This window comes from Micromonospora palomenae (assembly GCF_007829925.1).
Lineage (GTDB): Bacteria > Actinomycetota > Actinomycetes > Mycobacteriales > Micromonosporaceae > Micromonospora > Micromonospora purpureochromogenes.
The window spans coordinates 1,247,649-1,269,615 of the sequence record NZ_VIXA01000001.1 but is presented as its reverse complement, the minus strand read 5'-3'; the positions used below and the strand labels follow the sequence as shown (position 1 = coordinate 1,269,615).

Below are 21,967 nucleotides of genomic sequence, written 5' to 3'. Positions count from 1 at the left end.
CCGGCGTCAGCCCCGCGCCGGGCCCCCGGCCGGCGCGGACTCCGCCGGGGCGCGCACGCCGTCGACGAACAGCGCGACGAGCTGGTGGCCGACCTCGGTGAAGGTCAGCGGCCCGTCCGGGTGGAACCAGGTGTGGATGTTGCCCAGGGCGCTGAGGAAGGTGTGGGTGACCACGGTGGCGGAGACGTCGGCGCGGACCACGCCGGCCAGCTGGGCCTCGTGCACGAGGTCGCGGAACAGGTCGTGGTAGCGCCGGCGCTCCCGGCGGGTGGCCTCGGCGTGCTCGTCGTCGAGCAGGTGTGCCGAGCGGGCCCAGACGGTCAGCTCGGCCAGGTGTTCGGCGGTGTGCTCGACCACGTCGAGGGCCGCGGCGCGCAGCCGCTCCCCGACCGGCCCGTCGCCGGCCGCGATCTCGGCCAGCCGCCGGGTCTGCTCCGCGAGCAGTTCCCGGTAGATGCTCGTCAGCAGCTCGGACTTCGACCCGAACCAGTGGTACAGCGCCCCCTTGGTCACCTCCGCCGCCGCCACGATCTCCTGGACGCTGGTCGCCTCGTAGCCGCGCCGGGCGAACAGCTCGGTGGCGGCCGCGACGATGCTCTGCCGGGCCGACCCGCGGGGCGCCCGCCGCCGCTCGGGAGTGACGGCGGGCTCGGTCGCCACGGTCACCGCGACTCCAGCTGACGGCGGATCTCCCGGCGGGCCACGTCGCGTACGTGCACCTCGTCGGGGCCGTCGGCGATGCGCAGGGTACGGGCGCCCGCGTACATCGACGCGAGCGGGAAGTCGTCGGAGACGCCGGCCCCGCCGTGCACCTGGATGGCCCGGTCGAGCACCTCCAGCGCGACGCGGGGGGCGATCACCTTGATCGCGGCGATCTCGGTGCGGGCGGCCTTGGCGCCGTACCGGTCGATCATCCACGCCGCCTTGAGGGTGAGCAGCCGCGCCTGCTCGATCGCCATCCGCGACTCGGCGATCTGCTGCTGCACCACGCCCTGGCGGGCCAGTTCCTGACCGAAGGCGACCCGGGTGGTGGCGCGGCGCACCATCAGGCTCAGCGCCCGCTCGGCAAGGCCGATGGCGCGCATGCAGTGGTGGATGCGGCCGGGGCCGAGCCGGGCCTGGGCGAGGGCGAAGCCGCCGCCCTCCTCGCCGAGCAGGTGCGACGCCGGCACCCGGACGTCGGTGAAGACGACCTCGCCGTGGCCGTGCTGGTCGTGGTAGCCGAAGACGGGCAGCGAGCGCACCACCTCGACGCCGGGGGTGTCCACCGGGACCAGGATCATCGACTGCTGCCGGTGGGTGTCCGCCGACGGGTCGGTCTTGCCCATCACGATCATGACGGCGCAGCGCGGGTCGGCGATGCCGGTGGTCCACCACTTGCGGCCGTTGATGACGTACGAGTCGCCGTCGCGCTCGATGCGGGTGCGGACGTTGGTGGCGTCGCTGGAGGCCACGTCCGGCTCGGTCATCGCGAAGGCCGACCGGATCTCGCCGTCGAGCAGCGGGCGCAGCCAGCGCTCCTTCTGCTCGTCCGTGCCGAACATGTGCAGGATCTCCATGTTGCCGGTGTCCGGGGCGGCGCAGTTGACGGCCTCGGGGGCGAGCTCGATGGAGCGGCCGGTCAGCTCCGCGAGGGGGGCGTACTCCAGGTTGGTGAGTCCGGAGACGTCGGGCAGGAACAGGTTCCACAGCCCCCGGCGGCGCGCCTCGGCCTTGAGTTCCTCGACGATCGCGGGCAGGTGGTGGCGGCGGCCGGCCTCGGTGAGTTCGGCGCGCTGGGCCGCGTAGACCGGTTCGGCGGGGTAGACGTGGTCGTCCATGAACTCCTGGAGCCGCTTGAGGTACTCGGCGGACCGTGCGCTCGGTTCGAAGTCCATGGCTGTCTCCCCATTGACGGCTGTGTCGGCGGCTCGCTACCGTCGCCGGACGCCGAACATACCGGCTGGTCGGTATGGCGTCCAGAGCACCGTGACCGTGAGGAGCCCCAGGGTGAGCGTGATGGACCGGTTCCGCCTCGACGGGAAGGTCGCCGTCGTCACCGGCGCCTCCTCCGGCCTGGGGGTGTCGTTCGCCCGGGCACTCGCCGAGGCCGGCGCCGACGTCGTGCTCGGCGCCCGCCGCGTCGAGCGCCTGCCGGAGACGGGCAAGCTGGTCGAGGCGGCCGGCCGGCGGTACGCGTTCCGCGCCACCGACGTCAGCCGGCCCGAGGACTGCCAGGCGCTGGTCGCCACCGCCATCGAGCAGTTCGGTCGGGTGGACGTGCTGGTCAACAACGCCGGGGTCGGCACCGCCGTGCCCGCCTCCCGGGAGACCCCGGAGCAGTTCCGCTCGGTCGTCGACGTCAATTTGATGGGCAGCTACTGGATGGCCCAGGCGTTCGCCCGGGCGGCCACCGGCGGCGGTGCCATCGTCAACATCTCCAGCGTCATCGGCCTGCGCCCGGGCGGCATCCCGCAGGCCGCGTACGCCGCCAGCAAGGCCGGTGTCATCGGCCTGACCCGCGACCTGGCGGCACAGTGGACCGGCCGCAAGGGCATCCGGGTCAACTGCATCGCCCCCGGCTTCTTCGCCTCGGAGATGAGCGACCAGCTCGATCCGGGCACCTTCGAGATGGTCAAGGCGCTCGCCCCGGCCGGGCGGCTCGGCGAGCACGAGGAGCTCGCCGCCACGCTGATCTGGCTGGCCAGCGACGCCTCGTCGTACGTGACCGGAGTGACCGTGCCGGTCGACGGCGGCCTCGTCATGCCTTGACGCCCGAGGGCGGAGGGCGTAGACCGGCTGTCACGTTGCTCGATGTCCCAGCGACTCGCCGCACAGGAGGAGCACCGATGAGCTTCAACCTCGCGACCATCCTCCGGGAGCCCCGCCGGGCGCATCCCGACAAGCCGCTCTGCCACCTCGACCACCTGACCTTCAGCTACCGACAGGTGGACGAGATCTCCGGGCGGGTGGCCACGGCCCTGCTCGGGCTGGGCCTGCGCCGGGGCGACAAGGTGGCGGTGCAGCTGCCGAACGTGCCGCAGTTCCTCTTCGCCTACTTCGCCGTCCTCAAGGCGGGCCTGGTCATGGTGCCGCTGAATCCGCTGCTGCGCGCCGGTGAGGTCGCGTACCACCTGGCGGACTCCGACACCAAGGTCTTCATCACCTTCGAGCTGTTCGCGCAGGAGGCGGCCAAGGGGGCCGCCGAGGTCGAGGGCGTGACGACGTACGTGGTCAACCTGCCGGGCAGTGACCGGCGGCCCGACGGCACCCGGCACTTCGACGAGCTGTACGCGGCCGAGGACACCGGCGAGATCGCGCCGACGGACGCCGACGACACGGCCGTGCTGCTCTACACCAGCGGCACCACCGGCCGGCCCAAGGGCGCTGAGCTGACCCACTTCCAGCTCTACATGAACTGCACCGTCGGCGGCGAGCTGTTCGGCTTCCGCGACGACGACATCGGCCTGGCGGTCCTGCCGCTGTTCCACGTCTTCGGCCTCTCCAGCGTGCTCAACGTGGCCGTGCGCTACGGCGGCACCGTCGTGCTCGTGCCGCGCTTCGAGGTGGGGCCGGTGGTCGACGCCGTCGAGCGGCACCGGTGCACGATCTTCTCCGGCGTACCCACCATGTACTTCGCCCTGTTGCAGGCCGACCTCACCGGTCGGGACCTCTCCTCGCTGCGGGTCGGCGTCTCCGGCGGGGCGGCGATCCCCGGCGAGGTGATCCGGTCCTTCGAGGAGCGGTTCCCGGGCGTGGTGATCCTGGAGGGGTACGGGCTGTCGGAGACGGCCAGCACGACTACGTTCAACATCAGCGCAGAGCAGCGCAAGGTGCTCTCCATCGGCAAGCCGATCTGGGGCGTGGAGACCCGCATCGTCGACGACGCCGACCGGCCGCTGCCGCCCGGGCCCGAGCACGTCGGCGAGATCGTGGTCCGCGGCCACAACGTGATGAAGGGCTACTACAAGAACCCCGAGGCGACCGCCGAGGCGTTCCGTGGCGGCTGGTTCCACACCGGAGACCTGGCGTACGCCGACTCGGACGGCTACCTGTTCATCGTCGACCGCAAGAAGGACATGATCATCCGGGGTGGGTACAACGTCTACCCCCGGGAGGTCGAGGAGGTCCTGTACGCCCACCCGGCGGTCGTCGAGGCCGCGGTGCTCGGCCGCCCCGACGCCAAGCTGGGGGAGGAGGTCGTGGCGGTGCTCAGCCTCACGCCGGACGCCGAGGTGACGCCCGACGACCTGGTGGCGTACTGCCGGGAGCGGCTCGCCGCGTACAAGTACCCGCGGCAGGTCCGTATCGTCACCGAACTGCCGAAGGGCCCGACCGGCAAGCTGCTCAAGCGGGAACTGAAGAAGGACCTGCTGGAAACCCCTGCACAGCAAGTGCAATAGCTGCCCTCACCCGGGTCGGCAGCGACCCGGGCCGACCGACATTGTCCTGGTACGACCCGTCCACATCACAGCGTCGTAACGAGCCATTGACGGTCTCCGTGCTAAAAGTACACTCCCGGTGTAATAACCTCCGATGCTTCGCCCGAGTCGCACCGCGTTTTCCCCCGTCGCCGCGTCCCGTAAGAGGTGAAGATGAGCCCACCACCCACCGACACTGCCGCCGGCACGGACCTGGTCCTGCGCGACGTCGGCGTCCGGTTCGGCGGCCTGGTCGCACTGGACGGCGTCTCCCTGCGGGTGCCGCCCGGCCGGATCGTCGGCGTGATCGGTCCGAACGGCGCCGGGAAGACCACCCTGTTCAACGTGGTCTGCGGCTTCGTCCCGCCGACCAGCGGTTCGCTCACCCTCGACGGCCGGCCGTTCCGGCCGCGTCCGCACCGACTCACCCGCCTCGGCATCGCCCGCACGTTGCAGGGCGTCGGCCTCTTCCCCGGCCTCACCGTCGTCGAGAACGTTATGGCCGGCGCCAACCACGCCGCCCGGGCCGGCTTCACCACCGCCCTGTTCGGCCTGCCCCGCAGCGACCGCGACGAACGGCGGCTGCGCGAACAGGCCCTCGACCTGCTCACCGAGCTGGGCGTCGGGCGGCACGCCGCCGCCGCGCCCGGCACCCTGCCGTACGCGGTGCGCAAGCGGGTCGCCCTCGCCCGCGCCCTGATCGCCCGGCCCCGCCTGCTGCTGCTCGACGAGCCGGCCGGCGGGCTCGGCGCCGAGGACATCGACGAGCTGGCCGAGCTGATCACCGCGCTGCCCGGCCGGGCCGACGCCGCCTGCTCGATCATGCTCGTCGAGCACCACATGGATCTGGTCATGTCCGTGTGCCACGAGATCGTGGTGCTGGACTTCGGCAAGGTCATCGCCGCCGGCACCCCGGAGCAGGTCCGCGACGACCCGCTGGTGACCGAGGCGTACCTCGGCGCCGACGTCCCGGCCGGTGTCACCGGCACCGCCGAGGGTCCGGTGGTCGCGCCGTGAGCGCCATCCTGGCGGTCGACGGGCTCAGCTCCGGCTACGGCCCGGTGCCGGTGCTGCGCGACGTCACCTTCGAGGTGCCGACCGGGACCATCGCCGCCGTCCTGGGTGCCAACGGCGCCGGCAAGACCACCCTGCTGCGTACCCTGTCCGGCCTGCTGCGGCCCACCGCCGGCCAGGTCCGGTTCGACGGCGCGGACCTGCGCGGCGTCCGCGTCGAGGCGCTGGTGCGTCGCGGCCTGGCGCACGTACCGGAGGGCCGCGGCATCGTCGCCGAGCTGACCGTCGAGGAGAACCTGCGCCTCGGCGGGCTGTGGCGCCGCGACCGCGCCGACGCCCGGCGCGCCCAGGACGAGGTGTACGAGCTGTTCGAGCCGTTGGCCCGGCGGCGACGGCACGCCGGGCACCAGCTCTCCGGCGGGGAGCGGCAGATGCTCGCTCTCGGCCGGGCGCTGATCGCCCGGCCCCGGCTGCTGCTGCTCGACGAGCCGTCGCTCGGCCTGGCACCCCGGGTCACCGCGCAGATCATGGCGCTGCTGCGCCGGCTCTGCGACGACACCGGGCTGACCGTCCTGCTCGTTGAGCAGAACGTGCGCAGTGCCCTCTCCGTCGCCGACCAGGGCGTGGTCATGTCCCTGGGCCGCGTCGTCATGGCCACCCCGGCGGCACAGCTGCGCGAGGACGAGACGCTACGTCACGCGTACCTCGGGTTCTGACCCCCCACCCGTAGGAAGGATCCGCGCTTGGACCGGTTCTTGTTCCTCACCTTCGACGGACTGTCCACCGGCGCCGTCTACGCGGCGTTCGCCCTCGCCCTGGTGCTCATCTGGCGGGCCGCCCGTCTGGTCAACTTCGCGCAGGGCGCGATGGCGGTGACGACGGCCTACGTCGGCTACGCGGTCGCCTCCGCCACCGGTTCGTACTGGCTCGGCCTCGGCGCGGCCGTCCTCGCCGGCCTGGCGTTGGGTGCGCTCGTCGAGCGGGTGCTGATGCGTTTCGTCGGCCACGCCAATCCGCTCAACGACGTCATCGTCGCCCTCGGCCTGGTGCTGCTGATCCAGGCGGTGCTCGGCATGGTCTTCGGCAACGAGTACCGGCCGGCGGCCGCGCCGTTCGACACCGACGCCCTGTCGATCGGTGGGATCGCCGCGCTGTCCCCGTACGACCTGTGGGTCCTCGGCGCCGTCCTGGTGGTCGTGGTGCTGCTCGCGCTGCTGTTCACCCGTACGCCGATCGGCCTGCGGATGCGGGCCAGCGCCTTCGCACCCGAGGTGTCCCGGCTGCTCGGGGTGAACGTCAACCGGATGCTCACGGTCGGCTGGGCGCTGGCCGCCGCGGTCGGCGCCCTCGCCGGCATGCTGGTCATCCCCACCGGGCTGGGGCTGCACCCGCACGCGATGGACCTGGTCTTCGTCGTCGCGTTCACCGCCGCCGTCGTCGGCGGCCTGGACAGCCCGGTCGGGGCGGTGGTCGGCGGCCTGCTGGTCGGCCTGATCCTGTCCTACGTCACCGGCTACCTCGGCCCGGACACCACGCCGCTGGCCGTCCTCGTCCTGCTGCTGGCGGTCCTGCTGGTCCGCCCCGGCGGGCTCTTCTCCAGCGCGAGAGCGAGGCACGTGTGACCACCACCCAGCCCGACGTGTCCACGGCCGAACCGCCACCCGGCCGGCCGTCACCGCTGCGCCGGCTGCTGCCCGGCCCGCCGGACGCCGCCCCGGCGGGCGGCTCGACGCTGCTGCGCCATCTGGTCCCGGTCGTGCTCGCCGGCACGCTCGTCGTGCTGCTGACCAACCAGTTGCCGCCGTACCAGAACCTTCAGGTGGCCCGGGTCTGCGCGTTCCTCTGCGTCACCGCCGGCTACACCGTCCTGGTCGGCCTCAACGGCCAGCTCTCGCTCGGGCACGGCGCCCTGATGGCGACCGGCGCGTACACCGTCGCGCTGGTCCAGCGGGCCTTCGAGGCGCGTACGGTGCAGGGCCGGTGGATCCTGCCGCTGTCCCTGCTGGCCGCGGTCGCGGTGACCGCGGCGGCCGGGCTGGTCATCGGGCTGGCCGCCGCCCGGCTGCGCGGGCCGTACCTGGCCGGCGTGACCCTCACCGTCGCCACCCTGGTCCCGGCGATCACCACGATCTTCACCGGCGTCTTCAACGGCGAGCAGGGGCTGCGCTTCCCGGCGGAGACGCCACCGGCGTTCCTCGGCGCGTACTTCCAGCCGGAACGGTGGCTGGCCTGGATCGCGCTGCTCGCCGCGCTGCTGACCATGCTGCTGATGGCGAACCTGGTGCGCAGCCGGTTCGGCCGGTCGCTGCGCGCCGTCCGCGACGACGAGGTGGCCGCCCGGCTCTCCGGCATCCACGTCGCCCGCAACCAGGTGCTCGCCTTCGTGGTGAGCGCCGCCTGCGCCGGCCTGGGCGGGGGCGTGTACGCGGTGCTGACCGCCACCGTGGCCCCCGGCAAGTTCGCCCTCGACCTGTCGCTGTTCCTGCTGATGGCCATCGTGATCGGTGGGCTCGGCAGCCTCGCCGGGGCGGTCTGGGGAGCGGTCCTGCTGGTGGCCCTGCAGGACCTGCCGAGCCTCGTCAACGACACCTTCACGCTGCCGGCGGGCCTCGCCCAGCGGCTGGAGGGCAACCTGGCCCTCGCCGTGTTCGGTCTGATCCTCATCGTCGTCATGCTCGCGGCCCCGGGCGGCCTCCAGGGCGCCGCCCGCACGCTCACCGCACGTCTCCGGCCGGGCCGCCGGACCCCGCACCCCTGACTCCCTCGGTTCCACCCACCCCGCTTCGCACCCGCACCGGAATGGAGAACCATGCATCTGACCACACGCCGCGTACTCGCGGCCGCTGCCGGCCTCGCGCTCTTGGTCGGCGCGTCGGCCTGCGCCAACGACGAGCAGCAGGCGGCCGAGAACGTCCCGGGCGTCACCGACACCGAGGTCGTGATCGGCACCCACCAGCCACTCACCGGCCCCGCCGCGGCCGGCTACTCGAAGATCTCCGCCGCCACCAAGGCGTACTTCGAGCACGTCAACAGCAAGGGCGGCGTCAACGGCCGGAAGATCGTCTACAAGGTGATGGACGACGGCTACAACCCGGCGAACACCGACAACGTCGTCCGCAAGCTCGTCCTCGACGACAAGGTCTTCGCGCTCCTCGGCGGCCTTGGCACCCCCACCCACACCAACGTGCTGGAGTTCGTCAAGACGCAGAAGGTGCCCGACCTCTTCGTCTCCTCCGGCAGCCGCAACTGGAACCAGCCCGAGAAGTACCCGACCACCTTCGGCTGGCAGCCCGACTACACCGTCGAGGGCAAGATCCTCGCCACCTTCGTCAAGCAGCAGTTCCCCGGCCAGAAGGTGTGCCACTTCGGGCAGAACGACGACTTCGGCCGCGACTCCCTCGCCGGGGTGGAGAAGATCCTCGGGCCGGTGACCGCCAAGCAGACCTACACGCCCACCAATCCGCAGGTCGGGCCGGCGATCGGCGCGCTGAAGGCGGCCGGCTGCCAGGTGGTGATCTCGGCGAGCATCCCCGGCTTCACCGCGCTGGCCATGGGCCAGGCCGCCGGGCAGGGTTTCCGGGCGCAGTGGGTGGTGTCCAACGTGGGCGCCGACTACACCACGCTCTCCGGCCAGCTCGGCGACAAGAAGGTGATCCTCGAGGGCATGATCGCCGACAACTACCTGCCGATGGCCAACGACCAGAACGACCCGTGGATCCAGGCGTACACCAAGATCCACCAGCAGTACAACGCCGCCAACCCGATCGACGGCAACGCCGTCTACGGCTACTCGATGGCGTACACCTTCGTGCAGGCGCTGCTCGCGGCCGGCAAGGACCTGACCCGCGAGAAGCTCATCGAGGCGGTGCGCAAGGGCGGCTTCACCGGGCCGGGCCTCACCCCGTTCCGGTACAGCAAGGACGTCCACGCCGGCTACAGCGGCGTCCGGATGAACAAGGTGCAGAACGGCGTCCAGTCGTACTTCGGGCCGACCTACACCACCGACGACGGTGACGGCGCCGTCACCGAGCTGAGCGGTGCGCCGGCCGCGCCGCCGGCGGACGCGATCCCGACGACCTGATCCGCGACGCCACCGGCCACCGCGCCGGTCCGGCCCGGGCCGCCACCTGACGGTGGCGGCCCGGTTGTCGTCGCGGCGAACGCGGCACCCGGGCCTGGTCGACCACGTGCCGGTCGCTGTGGCCAACAGCTCGCACGTAGGGTGCGGATTGTCGCGCTGCGGGGTATCGGATCGGGGGTGGGGACGCCGTCCGAGTCCGGTTTGGCAGATGTCGATACACTGCCGGTGCAGATTTCTCCGCAACGGACAGGGGACGATCACATGATCGACGTGGCCGCCGACGGGCCGGCGCGGGTGGACGGGCGGTCGGCGCGCGCCGAGCGTACCCGCACCGCCATCGTCGACGCGCACCTGGCGCTGATCGACGAGGGGGACCTCCGGCCCACCGGGGAGCGCATCGCGGAACGCGCGGGGGTGTCGCTGCGTACCTTGTGGACCAACTTCAAGGACATGGAGACGCTGTTCGCCGCGACCGGCCGGCGGGTCAGCGAGCGGCAGGAGTCGATGGTCCGGCCGATCTCGCCGGAGCTGCCGCTCACCCGGCGGATCGGGGAGTTCAGCGCCCAGCGCGCCCGGATGCTGGAGGTGCTGGCGCCCTCGGCCCGCGCCTCCGCGCTGCGCGAGCCGTTCTCGCCGCAGCTGCGCCGCAACCGCGAGGGCAACATCGACCGGGTACGCGGCGAGATCGAGACCGTCTTCGGCCCGGAACTGGCGCACGCCGGGCCGGGACGCGAGCAGCTGCTCGACGCGCTGACCGTGGCGAGCACCTGGTCGGCCTGGTCGATGATGCGTGACGCGATGGGGCTGGACGTCGAGGCGGCGCGGGCCACCCTGACGCGGATCGTGGGCGCGCTGCTCGTCGACGCCATCGCCGCCGGGCTGCGGTGACCCACCGCGGCGTCTCCTCCTGGGTTGTCTGTCGAGATCGGGATGGTCCCCGGCCGGCGCCGCAGCCGTGCGGTGGAGACGTTGCGGCAGCGGTTGGCCGCCGTGGTGGTTGATCGCTACTGTGCCTCGGTGGCCCGTGCGCAGCTCTCCGCCGAGTTGGTGGTTGACGGTCGGGTTCCGCAGGCGTTGGCGCTGTCGCCGGACGGCAGGTGGGTCGCCTTCGTGGTCGCCCCGGTCGGGCGGGGCGGTGTTCACCCGGTCAGCGAACTCTGGGTCGCCGCCGTCGACGGGACCGGGTTGCCGCGACGATTGACCTCGGGTGAGGCGTACGATTCGGCGCCGCGGTGGGCTGCGGATTCGCTGTCGATCTACTTTCTCTCCGACCGGGCCGAGCGTGGCGCGGCGCAACTGCACCGGGTGGGGCTGGTCAACGGTGTCGTGGAGGCGGTCACGTCCTGGGCCGGTGGGGTGTCCGGTCACCTCCCGCTCGCCGATCCGGACCGTGTCGTGGTGATCGCAGCCGATGAACCGTCCGCCGAGGACGAACGTCGGGACCGGGAGCGGGACGACGCTCGGGTGTGGGGTGAACGCCTACTCCCGGACCGGCTGCGGCTGCTCGACGTACGGAGCCGGGAGGTTCGGACGCCGGACACGTTCGGCGATCGCCATGTCGTCGAGGTGGCCCAGCGGCCCGACGATGGACTGCTGGCGGTACTGACCTGGTCGACTCCCGACGTGGACCCGGGTCTGGTGGAGCCCGGGCTCCACCTGCTCGACCCGGACAGCGGCGTGACCCGGGACCTCGGCCCGGCTGCGGCCGGCGCGTCGTCGCTCGTCTGGTGGCCCGCCGACGATGGTTGGCACCTGGCATACGTCGCGACGACTCCGCCCGCTCTGGTGGGCGGACACGCGGTACTCGATGTCGCCGTGCCGGTGCGCGGGCCGGTGGGCGAACACCGAAACCTCACCGCCGGCATGACCGCCTGCCCGAGCAACCTGGTCCAGGTCGACGCCGGTCTGCCGCTGGTGCTGGTTGCCGACGGGCTCGACACCGCGATCCACCGGCTCGATCCAGCCGGGCCCACCCTCGTCGAGGTGTCCCGGGTCGACGGCCTCGCGACGTCGTTGACCACGAACCGGCACGGTGCCGTCGTCGCGGCGGTCGTCAGCACGTCCTACCAGCCCGGGAACGTCCACGCCGGCCCCACGGGCGAGCCGCTGACGCGGCTGACCGATCTCAGGCCCGAACTCCACGACATCCCCTGGGGTGTCCAGGAACGCCTGTCATACGCGGTGTCCGACGGGCTGGCCCTCGACGGCCTGCTGATCCTGCCCGCCGGCCGGTCCCACGAGGACGGGCCCTTTCCACTCGTGACACTCGTCCACGGCGGCCCGTACCACCGGCACGCCGACCGGCTCATGCTCGGCTGGGACCCGTCCGGCCAGTGGCTGGCGACCGCCGGCTACGCCGTGTTTCTGCCCAACCCGCGCGGCGGCCAAGGGCACGGCCACGACTTCGCCGTGCGCGTCGCCGGTGCGGTCGGCCTCGATGAGTGGACCGACATCTGCGCCGGCATCGACCTGCTCATCGCCGACGGCGTCGCGGACCCGGACCGCCTGGGGATCGGCGGCTGGAGCCACGGCGGGTTCATGGCCGCCTGGGCGGTCGGGCAGACCGACCGGTTCAAGGCCGCCGTGATGGGCGCCGGCATCAGCGACTGGGGAATGCTCGCCGCCACCGGAGAACTGGGCCGGTTCGAGTCGGCCCTCGGTGGTAGCAGCGGCTGGGAAGGAACGGGTCCACACCGTCACGACCGGCTCAGCCCGATCTCGTACGCCGCCAAGGTCCGCACGCCGGTGCTGATCCTGCACGGCGAGAACGACACGAACGTCCCGGTGTCACAGGCGGAGTTCTTCCACCGCGCGCTACGCAGGTTCGGAGTCGAGCACGAGTACGTCGTCTATCCCCGGGAGAACCACTCGATCCGCGAACGCAGCCATCAACTCGACGTGCTCCGCCGTACCCGCGCCTGGTTCGACCGGTGGCTCGGATGACCGACGTGTGGTCGCCTAGTGCTGTGACCACCTAGGTTCGCCGAGTTGGCGGCGTGCTGGGTGACGCTCGGCGGGTTCCAGCGGCGGAGACCCGCACCCGTTCCCAGCCGGCGTGGCTTGTAGGGCCCGGCCCCGTAGGTGAGGGTGGGGCCCGGGCCGGTGGGTTGATCGGTCCGCGAGTCTTGATCGCTGCCGCGTCTGTTGATTTGCTGGCCGACATGACTGAGCTCGGACCCGTCGCGTGGCCGCCTGAGCCGATCCGGACCGAGCGGCTCGTGCTCCGTGCGTCCGAGGCCGGGGACCGTTCGGCGTTCATCGAGCTGCTGGCGTCGCCGGAGGTGCACACCTACCTCGGCGGCCCCCGGCCGCGTGCCGAGCTTGAGCGCGAGATGCCCGGGGCGCCCGAGCGCTGGCCCGGGAGTTTCGTCGTCGATCTCGACGGGGCGATGATCGGCCAGATCCTGCTCAGGAGAGCAACCGGGCACCGCCGCCCGGCTGCCGCGGGAAAGGTCGATCTCGGCTACCTGTTCCTGCCGCGGGCGTGGGGATTCGGGTACGCCGCCGAGGCGTGCGCGGCAGCTCTCGACTGGTTCGACGGCGTCCTTCCCGGCGAGCCGGTGGTGCTCACCACCCAGACCGCCAACCTCGGCTCGATGCGCCTCGCGGCAAAGCTGGGGTTCACCGAGGTAGAGCGGTTCCGGGCCTGGGACGCCGAGCAGTGGCTCGGCCTGCGGTCCCCGGGCGAGCACGGGATGCCTGTCCGCCATGGGTGCCCTCCCACGCCGGTCCCGACGGAACCGCTGTCCACGGTACCGCCGGGACCGCCGGCTGATGCGCGATGAAGCCCCGCTGTCAGCCGCGCGCCGGGACCGCCTCGCGGGGCCCGGCCGGCCGCTGGTGGGCGCGGATCAGCTCGGCGTAGCGCAGCCCGCTGGCCTTGACCGTGCGCCGCTGGGTGGCGTAGTCGACGTGCACCAGACCGAAGCGCTTGTCGTAGCCGTACGCCCACTCGAAGTTGTCCAGCAGGGACCAGGCGAAGTAGCCGTCCAGCGGCACGCCACGCTCGCGCGCCGCCGCGCAGGCCGCCAGGTGCCCCTCCAGGTACGCGGTCCGCTCCGGGTCCTCGACCGTGCCCACGGCGGTGACCCGGTCGGGCCAGGCCGCGCCGCTCTCGGTGACCATGATCCGCGACGGGGCGTACTCCTCGCTGACCGCGACCAGCAGCTCCTCCAGCCCGGCCGGGTACGCCTCTCCAGGGCCGTCAAGCATGGCGACGTACAGTCGCCCGGGCGGCCGAGGAGGATGCGAGGTGGGGAGTGGAGCTGGTGCGAGCGACGAACCGGGGGCTCCGGCTGCGCAACCGGTCCACCCTGCTGACGAAGGTGTTCCTCGACGGCCCGCTGACCCGGCAGGACCTGGTGCGCAGCAGCGGGCTGAGTCAGCCCGCGGTGAGCAACGTCGTCGGTGACCTGATCGACGAGGGGCTGGTCGTCGAGGCGGGCGCCGCCTCCTCGGACGGGGGGCGGCCGAGCATGATGCTCCGGGTCGCGCCGGGATTCGCCGCCGTGATCGGCGTCGACGTGGGGGAGACCCGGGCCCGCGTCGAGCTCTTCGACCTGGCGATGACGCTGCTGGCCAGTAGCGAGTACCCACTGGACCCGGCCCGCACCGAGCCGGCCGCGGTGGCCGGTCACGTGCTGGCCGGCATCGAGGCGGTGACCACCCGGGCGGGGGTCGCGGCGGCCGACGTGCTCGGCGTCGGCATCGGCGTCTCCGGAGTGGTCGAGCAGGGCGCCCAGGCGGTCGTGCACGCCCAGGCCCTCGGGTGGGACCGGGTCCCGCTGCAACGACTGATCGCCGACGGCACCGACCTGCCGCTGCACCTCGACAACGGGGCCAAGACCCTCGGCCAGGCGGAGATGTGGTTCGGCGCCGGCCGGGGCGCCCGACACGCCGTGTTCGCGCTCGTCGGCTCCGGCGTCGGCGCGGCCGTGGTGACCAACGGGATCACCTACCGGGGGGCGTCCAGCAGCGCCGGCGAGTGGGGGCACACCACCCTGATGTACGGCGGCCGGAACTGTCGCTGCGGCGCCCGGGGCTGCCTGGAGGCGTACGTCGGGGCCGAGGCGATCATCGACCGTTACCGGGAGGCCCGCCGGGGCCGGCCGGTGCCCGGCGACGACGAGGAGTCCCAGCTCGCCGCGCTGGTCGACGCGGCGGCCACCTCGGCCACCGCCCGGCGGGTGCTCGACGAGACCGCCGGCTACCTCGGTGCCGGGGTGGCCAACCTGATCAACCTGTTCAATCCGGAGCGGGTGGTGCTCGGCGGCTGGGCCGCCGTGGCCCTCGGCGACCTGCTGCCGGCCATCCGGGCGGCCGCCGGCCGGCAGGCGCTGCGCCAGCCGTACGAGCAGGCGTCGATCCAGCTCGGTCGGCTGGGGGTGGACGCGGTGGCGTTGGGCGCGGCGACTCTGCCGATCGCCCGGCTGCTCGCCTCGGGCGGCGTACGGGACTGACCGTCACCGGGCCCGCTGGAGGGCGCGGCCAACCTCAGGTGTGGTACCAGCCCGCGCCGGACTCGTTGCGGGCCACCGCTGGTCCGCCGAGCGACGACGGGGGACCGGGGCGGCCTCGGGGGCCGCCCCGGTTCATCGACGCGCCCGGGACGGTGCGGTGGCGCGCCCGGTCATCTCGGGACCCACTCCCGCGCCCGATTCTGCTCCGGTCGGGGCGGTCGCGCGCTCGGCCAGCGGGCGACGTTGGCGCCCCGTCGCCCCGGCTGCGACGCCGGACGCCACATCGGGTGCACCAGCATTCCGTTCAACAGGGGGAAGCTGTCGCGCTCCAGGTACCCGTGCCGACCGTGCAGGGCGCGGTGGCCGTCGCTGAAGGTCTCCGCGTACGTCGGCAGGCCGAGCGTGTCCATCCACCGCTGACTGCCGGCGAGGATGCCGTCGGCCCGCGCGGCACGGTCCGGGCCGGGCGGCACCGCCAGGATCGCCAGGTGGTGGTGCGCCTCGGTGGGTCGGTGCGCGGCAAGGGCCTGTTCGAGGAGGAGGAAGCGTTCGTGGTCCCCGCCGCAGGCCAGCGCGAGCCGTTCCTCGTAGCGCGCGGGCGACGGGATGGGGCGGTAGCGGTGGAACCAGACGGTGGCCGCCGTGCCGCCGCGCAGCAGGAACACGTCGCCGACCAGCAGCGCGTGTTCGGTCCAGATCCGGGCCACGTCGGCCAGCACGACCGGCCTGCGCTGCTCGTCGGGGACCAGCCAGGCACCGAGCACGGTGGTGGCGAGACTGGCGGTGACAAGGTCGACGGTTCGGCCGACGTCGCACCAGCGGGCGCGAGCGACGGGCATGGGGTAGCTCATGGTGTGACTCCTGATCAAGATCATGATCGGGGTACGGCAGGCGCGACCGGCCGGTGGCCCGGTGTCACCAGGCGACGGTGTGGTCGGCGACGCGGGGCCCGCGTAGGGCCGTCAGTCCGGCGGACGCCGGAGCGGTGGGGGACAGGGACGCGCGGCCGGCGGCGACGGGCGGGAACGGGGTGGCGACGGCCGTCGCGGTCGGACCCGATCCGAGGCGACGGCGGCGCCGCCACGACGAGGTGAACCACGTCGCGTCGGCGGACGCCGTCAGGCGGGTCTGCTCCCCGGCCGGGGACAGCGGGACGGCAGCGGAACGGGAGTGTCCGGCCGGCAGAGCCGCCGCCCGGTGGCGGGCGGCGTCCAGGCGACCGTCGAGGCGTCGCCGGCGGGCTGGTGGACACCGCCGCCGGACACCACGCCGCTGGTGTCGGTGGCGGGCGCGCCGCGGTGCGGGATGAGGTCGGGTCGGACCGGGTGGCGCAGCGGATCGGTGCCGGCTTCCGCCGGCGCCCACGCGGCCGCCCTGGTCGGTGCCGGGCCGGCCAGGGCCGCGCCGGTCCGGGGTTGGCCGGTGGGCGGCGTCGTAGCGGATGGTGTCGGCGGGGCGGTCGTGGCGGATGGTCGCTCGACCGTGCCCGGCGCCCCGGGCGGCTGCCTGGCCGTGCCGTCCGCCCCGGGTGCCCGCTCGGCCGGCGGGGCGATCTCGGCCGGACGCAGCGCCCCCAGCACCGGCTCCAGCGGCCGAAGCACGGGCTCCAGCGGGTGGAGCACCGGCTTCAGCGGGTGGAGCACCGGCTTCAGCGGCTTGAGGACCGGGTGGGGGCCGCGCAGCAGCGGGTGGACCACGGGGGCCACGCCGCCGACGATGGGACCGGCGATCGGGTCGACCACCGGGGGTAGGGCGCCGAGGACGGGGCCGGCGACCGGGTCGAGTACGGCGGGCAGAGCGCCCACGACGGGGGTCGCCACCCGGTCGACGGCGTTGGTCGGCGGTGCCGCCACCCGGTCCCGCGGCGGCCGGCTCGTGCGCGCGGCCACGGTCTCCGGCGTTCCCGGGCGCGGCGGGACGGCTCGGGTCGGGCGGCCGGCGGGCGGCGATGTCCGGCGTTTCGGCGGCGGCGTCGCGTGGCGGGTGTCGGTCGCCGGGGACGACCCGGCCCGGGACGGCGGCGTGCCGCCCGGGTCGCCGCCGTCGTCGCCGGACCCGGTCCGGCGCGGGGGATCCGGGGTGTCGGCCGCCACCGAGGGCGGGATCCCCACCGGAGCGAGGGTGGCCTGGAGCAGGCCGGTCACGCCTCCGACGACCGCGTCCACCGTGACGACGGGCGGCGCGTCGGCGGCACGCGCGGACCGGTCGTCGCCCGCCTCGTAGCCGATCCAGGCGCAGGCGGCGGCGCCGAGCACGAGCCCGAGGCGCAGCGCGAGAGGCCCCAGCCGCCCGCTCCGCACGCCCATCGCCGCACCCCCGACCTCAGCCGTCCCCGAGGGCCGGCACCGGGCACTCTACCGAAAGCGCCGGTGCGGTGACAGAGAGCGTGCGGCGCGGCGCACAGGTTTGTGCCGCTGGTCAGGCCGACACCTCCCGGCCGCTGGGCAGGGGCGGCCGACCGGCGTCCATTTGGGAGTGGGGCGCCGGCAGGGCGCCGGTGGCTCGCCTCGGCGGGATGCGGTCGCCGGTGACGGCCGGCCCGGCCCACGGCGCGTCACCGGGGATCGGACCGTCGTCCACTGCGAACAGGTGTGCCGTCGCGGTGAGGTGCAGCAGGCGGGAGACGCAGCGGGGCGGTCGTCGCAGCGCCAGGCCGCCCGCCGCCTCGCGCAGCAGGCGGTCCGCCTCGACGAGGGCGCGTACCGCGTGCAGGTCGACGAAGCGGACCCCGGAGAGGTCCAGGACGACCCGGGGGGCGGGGCGGCGGGCGAGCTCCGCCACGAGGTCGACGAGCAGGTGCGCGTTGCTCATGTCCACCTCGCCGTGGACCGAGACCACCGTCAGCGGTCCCTCGTGCTCCCAGTCGAGCGACATCACCGGCGCGTCCGGCGCGGGGATGTCGCCGTCCGGGCGCCGGCTTCGGCCGTACGGCAGTTCCGTGGACATCGCGCCCCCTCGCGGGATTGGTCGGACTTCACGGCAGCGCGGTGCGGTGCCGGTCCTGGGCGCGTGTCTCGACCCGGCTCCGACGCTACCCCTCGCGGCCGATTTCCACACGTCACGGTGGGCGACCGCCCCCGGTGCCTGCGCCGACTCGGGCGACGGGACGTCGGCGCGGCGGGTAGGGTGCGAGGTGCCACGCCGCCCCGGTGCGAGGCCGCCACCGCGGCCCCGGGCACACGGCCGCCGCGCGCGGTCCGGGGACGGTCCGACCGAAGACCGACGCGGCGCGCGCCCGCCGCACCCGTGGGGTACGCCCCGTCGTGAAGGGCCCGTTCCATGGCACAGACTCCGCTGTCCCCGCAGGACGCCCTGGCCGAGCTCGGTCGGATCCGGCTCGACGAGGCCGGCGTCGACGAGGTGCTGCGCTCCGTCGCCGGGCTGGCCCGGCGCAGCATCCCCGGCGCCGCCGAGGTCTCCGTGACGCTGTTGCGGGACACCACCGCGCAGAGTGTGGCCACCACGGGCACACTCGCCCTCGAACTCGACGAAGTTCAGTACGAGCAGGGCCGGGGCCCGTGCCTGGACGCCTCGGTCAGCGGCGACGCGATCTCCGTGCCGGACACCGCCGACGAGGACCGGTGGCCGGTCTGGGCCGGCCGGGCCCGGGACGCCGGCGTCGGCAGCTCGCTGTCGATCGGGCTGCCCATCCAGGAGGCGGTGGTGGGCACCCTCAACGTCTACGGGCTGGCGACGCGCGCCTTCGACCGGGACGCGCAGGAGCTGGCGAAGACCTTCGCCGCGTACGCCGCCGTGGCCGTGGCCAACGCCCACCTGTACGAGAACGCCGCGACGCTGGCCGAGCAGATGCGCGCGGCGATGGAGAGCCGGGCGGTCATCGAGCAGGCCAAGGGCATCATCATGGGCGAACGGCGCTGCTCGGCCGACGAGGCGTTCGGGATCCTGGCGAAGCTGTCCCAGGACACCAACCGGCGGGTACGCGACGTCGCCGCGGTGCTCGTGGCGCGGGCCGAGGGACGCCCGGCTGAGCGGTGACTCAGCCCTCCGGGCGGGTCGACTGCCGGGGCGCCGCGCCACCCGCGGTGACCTGACGCACCAACGACTCGGCCACGTCGCGCACCTTGCGGTTGGAGTTCTGCGACACCTTGGCCAGGATCGCGAACGCCTCGTCCGCCGAGCACCGCCGCTGCCCCATGATGATCCCCTTCGCCTGCTCGATGACCGCCCGGCTGTGCATCGCCGACTGCATCTGCTGGGCGAGGGTGGCGGTGCTGTCGTAGAGGTGGGCGTTGGCCAGGGCGACCGCGGCGTGGTCGGCGAAGGTCTGCGCGGCCTCCGCCACCTCGTCGAACGCGCCCGGCCGGGTGCCGTAGACGTTCAACGCCCCGACCACCGCCTCCTGGATGGGCAGGCCGATCGACATCGAGCTGCCCGCGCCGGCCTCGCGCGCCCGCCGCGCCCACTCCGGCCACCGGCGCTCCGTCGCCATGTCCGCCACGATCATCACCGTGCCGGTCGTCGCCGCGTCCAGGCACGGGCCCCGACCCTGCTCGTACTGCCACTCGTCGAGGCGCAGCGCCAGGTCGCCGGTGTAGGCGGCGGTGGTGGCCTCGGTGCCGTGCACCAGCGTCACCGACACCTCCGCGGCCCCCGGGATGCCGTCCCGGGCGACCTGGGCGATCCGGGTCAGGACGGCGTCCAGCCCGGTCTCGTCGTAGCGGATCGTGCCCAGCTGGATGAAGGCCTCGGTCAGGTCGAGGGGGAACTGCGGCATGGCGTCTGACGTCCTTGCGAACCGGCGCAATCGTTCCGGCGGAGCCGGGGCAGCGCATGACGGGAACGGCCCACTCCCATCGGCCGCGGGTGCGGCTCCGCGGGGGCGGACCGGGGACCAGCGCCGCTGCTTGACGCTCGCTCGCGACGCCTGGCGGGGCGTCGGCTGCAGTGGTCCACTGTACCGCCCCCTCCGGTCGCGGCGACCCCCGGACCGTCCGGGCGTCGCTCGCCGGGCCGGCCGCCCGGACCTGCCCGCCGGGCGCTACCGCGCGGGCGGCGGGATGACCTGATCCCGTACGCCACGCGGTGCCGGCTGCGGGCGGTCACCCCCGACACCCGGGCGCGCGGCCCGTACCGCCCGGTCAGGCCAGCCGGATGCTGTTGCCCTCGACCGAGACGGCCGCCTCCGGCAGCGGCTGACCGGCCGGTCCGCTGCGCACCGAGCCGTCGGCGATGTCGAAGACGCTGTTGTGGCACGCGCAGACGATGGTGCGGTCGCGGACGGCGGTGACGGTGCAGCCCTGGTGGGTGCACTTCGCGGAGAACGCCTTGATGGTGCCCTCGGCGGGCTGGGTGACCACCACCCCCTGGGCGGCGAAGATCTTCCCGCCGCCGACGGGAATGTCCGCCACCGTGGCCAGCGGCGTCGCCGCTCCGCCCGCCGCGCCGGTCGCCTCGGGCGCCGGGGCCGCGGCCTCGCCGTACGTCTGGCAGCCGGTCAGCACGGCGGTGAGCCCCGCCGCGCCGGCCCCGGCCAGCATCGCCCGCCGGGACGGGCAGCCGGGATCGCGGTCGTCGACCATGTCCTCGCCTTCCTCTCGTACCTCAGGTGCCGACGCCGACCGTGGTGAAGTACCACAGCGACGAGGTCAGCCAGATGCCCATCAGGACGGTGAAGACCACCCCGCCGATCGCCGGCAGCACCCAGCCGGCCAGGCCCGGCCGGGGCAGGGCGAGCATCTTGGTGGTGAAGGCGCCGAAGAACAGACAGCCCAGCAGCGAGTGCAGCAGGGTGCGCGGGTCGTGGTCGGCGAAGCCCAGCGCGTAGAGGCAGTGCACCGCCACCGGCACGGTCAGCAGGAACGCGATCCGGCCCGACCAGCGGTGCGCGGTGCCCGCCCAGGACGGGGAGAACCCGCCCAGCCGGCCCCACATGGCCAGCGCGGAGAGCAACTGGAGGACGGCGAAGAACGCCGCGCCGCTGCCCAGCCACACCTTCACCGCCTGCGGGCCGGAGAAGCCGGCCAGGTTGACGGCGATGCCGGTCGGGGTGTGCAGCCGACCGTAGACGCCCGTGGCCACCGCGATGGCCGCGCCGACCAGCAACGGAACGAGCAGCGACGGCCGGGGCGCGCCGAAGGTGGCGGGCCGGTCCGGCGCGGGAACCGGGTCGAACCGTACGTGCACGACCGGCGTGGTGTCGTCGGCGGAGTCCGCGTCGACGCCGTGCCGGGGACCGATCCTCACTCCGCCGTCTCCGGATCGCCGGCCACCGGCTCGGCGGCGACGGTGCTGCCGTCGACGATGGTGGTGCCGAACGCCGGGTCGAGCGGCGGGGCCGGCGCCGGGGAGCCGTCGCGGGTGAGCACGCCGATCTGGGAGCCGTCCGGCAGCATGATCCAACCCCCGTCGACGCCGGCCCTGCGGGCCTGCGCGGTGGCCCGGTAGAGCACGGGCGCGGGCGTGGCGGCGGCCTTGGCGGTGAACCTCCACCGCTTGTCGCCGACGACCAGTTCGCCGGTGACGTCGCCGTCGCCGATCGTGCCGGTGAGGGTGGCGCCCTTCTTGCCGGTCAGCTTCAGCCGGCCGTCCGCGGCGGTGCCCCGCAGCCAGATCTCCAGCCGGCGGCCGTCGCAGACGTAGGCCACGGCCGTGCCCTTGGTGGCGGTGATGGCGATGGTGGCGCCGCTGTCGAGCCGGCCGGTCCAGTTCGCGGTGACCGGCGCGGCCGGGGCGGTGGTGGGAGCGCCGGGGCGGCCGCGCTGCTCGGACGGCTGCGCGGGCGGTTGCCCGGTCGGGTCGACCGGTGGTGTCGAGGGCGCGTCGGGCGGCGCCGTGGCGCTGGCCGAGGGGGTGATGGCGGCCGTCGGCTGGACCGTACGCGGCGCCGCCTGGGCGCTCATCGCGAACAGCACGGCGGCCGTCCCGGCCCCGGTCAGCAGGGTCAGCAACGGGGTGATGCGCTTCATGAGCAGCTCCCTTCACCCGGTCGTACGGTCCCGGGGCGCCGGTCGTTCAATCCGCGCGCCGATCCGTGGAGGCAATTCCGCGGGCAC

General features: G+C 73.7%; 22 protein-coding genes. 12 read left to right on the top strand and 10 right to left on the bottom strand.

All coding sequences use genetic code 11. The annotated features are described in order from the left end of the window. Nucleotides 1-6: 6 nt before the first annotated feature. A complete protein-coding gene (locus FHX75_RS05760) occupies nt 7-666 on the bottom strand; it encodes a TetR/AcrR family transcriptional regulator (RefSeq protein WP_211364338.1) in 660 nt (219 codons plus the stop codon). Further along, entirely contained in the window at nt 663-1,877 is a 1,215-nt protein-coding gene (locus FHX75_RS05755; RefSeq protein WP_154936999.1) for an acyl-CoA dehydrogenase family protein, read from the bottom strand. The genes FHX75_RS05760 and FHX75_RS05755 overlap by 4 nt, the downstream gene beginning before the upstream one ends. 121 nt (nt 1,878-1,998) lie before the next feature. Here FHX75_RS05755 and FHX75_RS05750 point away from each other — a divergent pair, with 121 nt between their 5' ends. The 10 genes from FHX75_RS05750 (at nt 1,999) to FHX75_RS05705 (ending at nt 13,280) form a co-directional block, all read left to right on the top strand. Continuing rightward, nucleotides 1,999-2,751, top strand: a complete 753-nt coding sequence (locus tag FHX75_RS05750; RefSeq protein ID WP_246157860.1) for an SDR family NAD(P)-dependent oxidoreductase — start codon at nt 1,999-2,001, stop codon at nt 2,749-2,751. A 77-nt stretch (nt 2,752-2,828) separates the two neighbouring features. Further along, entirely contained in the window at nt 2,829-4,382 is a 1,554-nt protein-coding gene (locus FHX75_RS05745; protein WP_154936997.1) for a long-chain-fatty-acid--CoA ligase, read from the top strand. 192 nt (nt 4,383-4,574) lie between these two features. Further along, nucleotides 4,575-5,417 (top strand): ABC transporter ATP-binding protein, encoded by an 843-nt coding sequence (locus FHX75_RS05740; RefSeq protein ID WP_154936996.1) that lies wholly within the window; start codon nt 4,575-4,577, stop codon nt 5,415-5,417. Further along, on the top strand, nt 5,414-6,130 hold the full coding sequence (locus FHX75_RS05735) for an ABC transporter ATP-binding protein (protein WP_154936995.1): 717 nt from the start codon (nt 5,414-5,416) through the stop codon (nt 6,128-6,130). The genes FHX75_RS05740 and FHX75_RS05735 overlap by 4 nt, the downstream gene beginning before the upstream one ends. 27 nt (nt 6,131-6,157) lie before the next feature. Next, nucleotides 6,158-7,036, top strand: coding sequence for a branched-chain amino acid ABC transporter permease (locus FHX75_RS05730; protein ID WP_154936994.1), 879 nt, complete (start codon nt 6,158-6,160; stop codon nt 7,034-7,036). Beyond that, nucleotides 7,033-8,172: a branched-chain amino acid ABC transporter permease gene (locus FHX75_RS05725; RefSeq protein ID WP_246157687.1), complete on the top strand. Its 1,140-nt coding sequence runs from the start codon at nt 7,033-7,035 to the stop codon at nt 8,170-8,172. The genes FHX75_RS05730 and FHX75_RS05725 overlap by 4 nt, the downstream gene beginning before the upstream one ends. Nucleotides 8,173-8,223: 51 nt before the next feature. Next, nucleotides 8,224-9,495: an ABC transporter substrate-binding protein gene (locus FHX75_RS05720; RefSeq protein WP_154936993.1), complete on the top strand. Its 1,272-nt coding sequence runs from the start codon at nt 8,224-8,226 to the stop codon at nt 9,493-9,495. A 261-nt stretch (nt 9,496-9,756) separates the two neighbouring features. Beyond that, entirely contained in the window at nt 9,757-10,383 is a 627-nt protein-coding gene (locus FHX75_RS05715; RefSeq protein ID WP_154936992.1) for a TetR/AcrR family transcriptional regulator, read from the top strand. A gap of 129 nt (nt 10,384-10,512) precedes the next feature. Next, the gene (locus tag FHX75_RS05710) at nt 10,513-12,438 is read left to right on the top strand and encodes a S9 family peptidase (protein ID WP_246157686.1); all 1,926 of its coding nucleotides are present in this window, start codon (nt 10,513-10,515) and stop codon (nt 12,436-12,438) included. Nucleotides 12,439-12,620: 182 nt separating this feature from the next. Then, on the top strand, nt 12,621-13,280 hold the full coding sequence (locus tag FHX75_RS05705; RefSeq protein ID WP_211364337.1) for a GNAT family N-acetyltransferase: 660 nt from the start codon (nt 12,621-12,623) through the stop codon (nt 13,278-13,280). A 10-nt stretch (nt 13,281-13,290) separates the two neighbouring features. On the opposite strand, the gene FHX75_RS05700 is transcribed toward FHX75_RS05705, so the two are convergent. Beyond that, nucleotides 13,291-13,707, bottom strand: a complete 417-nt coding sequence (locus FHX75_RS05700) for a family 1 glycosylhydrolase (protein ID WP_246157685.1) — start codon at nt 13,705-13,707, stop codon at nt 13,291-13,293. Between the two features lie 56 nt (nt 13,708-13,763). Between FHX75_RS05700 and FHX75_RS05695 the strand changes: the two genes are divergently transcribed. After that, nucleotides 13,764-14,954: an ROK family transcriptional regulator gene (locus tag FHX75_RS05695; RefSeq protein ID WP_246157684.1), complete on the top strand. Its 1,191-nt coding sequence runs from the start codon at nt 13,764-13,766 to the stop codon at nt 14,952-14,954. A gap of 170 nt (nt 14,955-15,124) precedes the next feature. Here FHX75_RS05695 and FHX75_RS05690 read toward each other — a convergent pair whose 3' ends face one another. From FHX75_RS05690 to FHX75_RS05685, 3 genes are all read right to left on the bottom strand, one after another. Continuing rightward, complete coding sequence (locus tag FHX75_RS05690) at nt 15,125-15,805, bottom strand: hypothetical protein (RefSeq protein ID WP_154936990.1); 681 nt, start codon at nt 15,803-15,805, stop codon at nt 15,125-15,127. A 267-nt stretch (nt 15,806-16,072) separates the two neighbouring features. Further along, nucleotides 16,073-17,260 (bottom strand): hypothetical protein, encoded by a 1,188-nt coding sequence (locus FHX75_RS30575; protein ID WP_170285289.1) that lies wholly within the window; start codon nt 17,258-17,260, stop codon nt 16,073-16,075. A 112-nt stretch (nt 17,261-17,372) separates the two neighbouring features. Further along, on the bottom strand, nt 17,373-17,900 hold the full coding sequence (locus FHX75_RS05685) for an STAS domain-containing protein (protein ID WP_154936989.1): 528 nt from the start codon (nt 17,898-17,900) through the stop codon (nt 17,373-17,375). A gap of 333 nt (nt 17,901-18,233) precedes the next feature. On the opposite strand from FHX75_RS05685, the gene FHX75_RS05680 reads away from it, so the two are divergent. Continuing rightward, nucleotides 18,234-18,950, top strand: a complete 717-nt coding sequence (locus FHX75_RS05680) for a GAF and ANTAR domain-containing protein (RefSeq protein WP_154936988.1) — start codon at nt 18,234-18,236, stop codon at nt 18,948-18,950. Between the two features lies 1 nt (nt 18,951). On the opposite strand, the gene FHX75_RS05675 is transcribed toward FHX75_RS05680, so the two are convergent. The 4 genes from FHX75_RS05675 to FHX75_RS05660 form a co-directional block, all read right to left on the bottom strand. After that, complete coding sequence (locus FHX75_RS05675) at nt 18,952-19,689, bottom strand: GAF and ANTAR domain-containing protein (RefSeq protein WP_154936987.1); 738 nt, start codon at nt 19,687-19,689, stop codon at nt 18,952-18,954. Nucleotides 19,690-20,053: 364 nt separating this feature from the next. Further along, the gene (locus FHX75_RS05670; RefSeq protein WP_154936986.1) at nt 20,054-20,494 is read right to left on the bottom strand and encodes a Rieske (2Fe-2S) protein; all 441 of its coding nucleotides are present in this window, start codon (nt 20,492-20,494) and stop codon (nt 20,054-20,056) included. 22 nt (nt 20,495-20,516) lie between these two features. Then, nucleotides 20,517-21,029, bottom strand: coding sequence for a DUF6529 family protein (locus tag FHX75_RS05665; protein WP_154938841.1), 513 nt, complete (start codon nt 21,027-21,029; stop codon nt 20,517-20,519). 125 nt (nt 21,030-21,154) lie between these two features. Beyond that, complete coding sequence (locus tag FHX75_RS05660) at nt 21,155-21,880, bottom strand: hypothetical protein (RefSeq protein ID WP_154936985.1); 726 nt, start codon at nt 21,878-21,880, stop codon at nt 21,155-21,157. Nucleotides 21,881-21,967 lie beyond the last annotated feature (87 nt).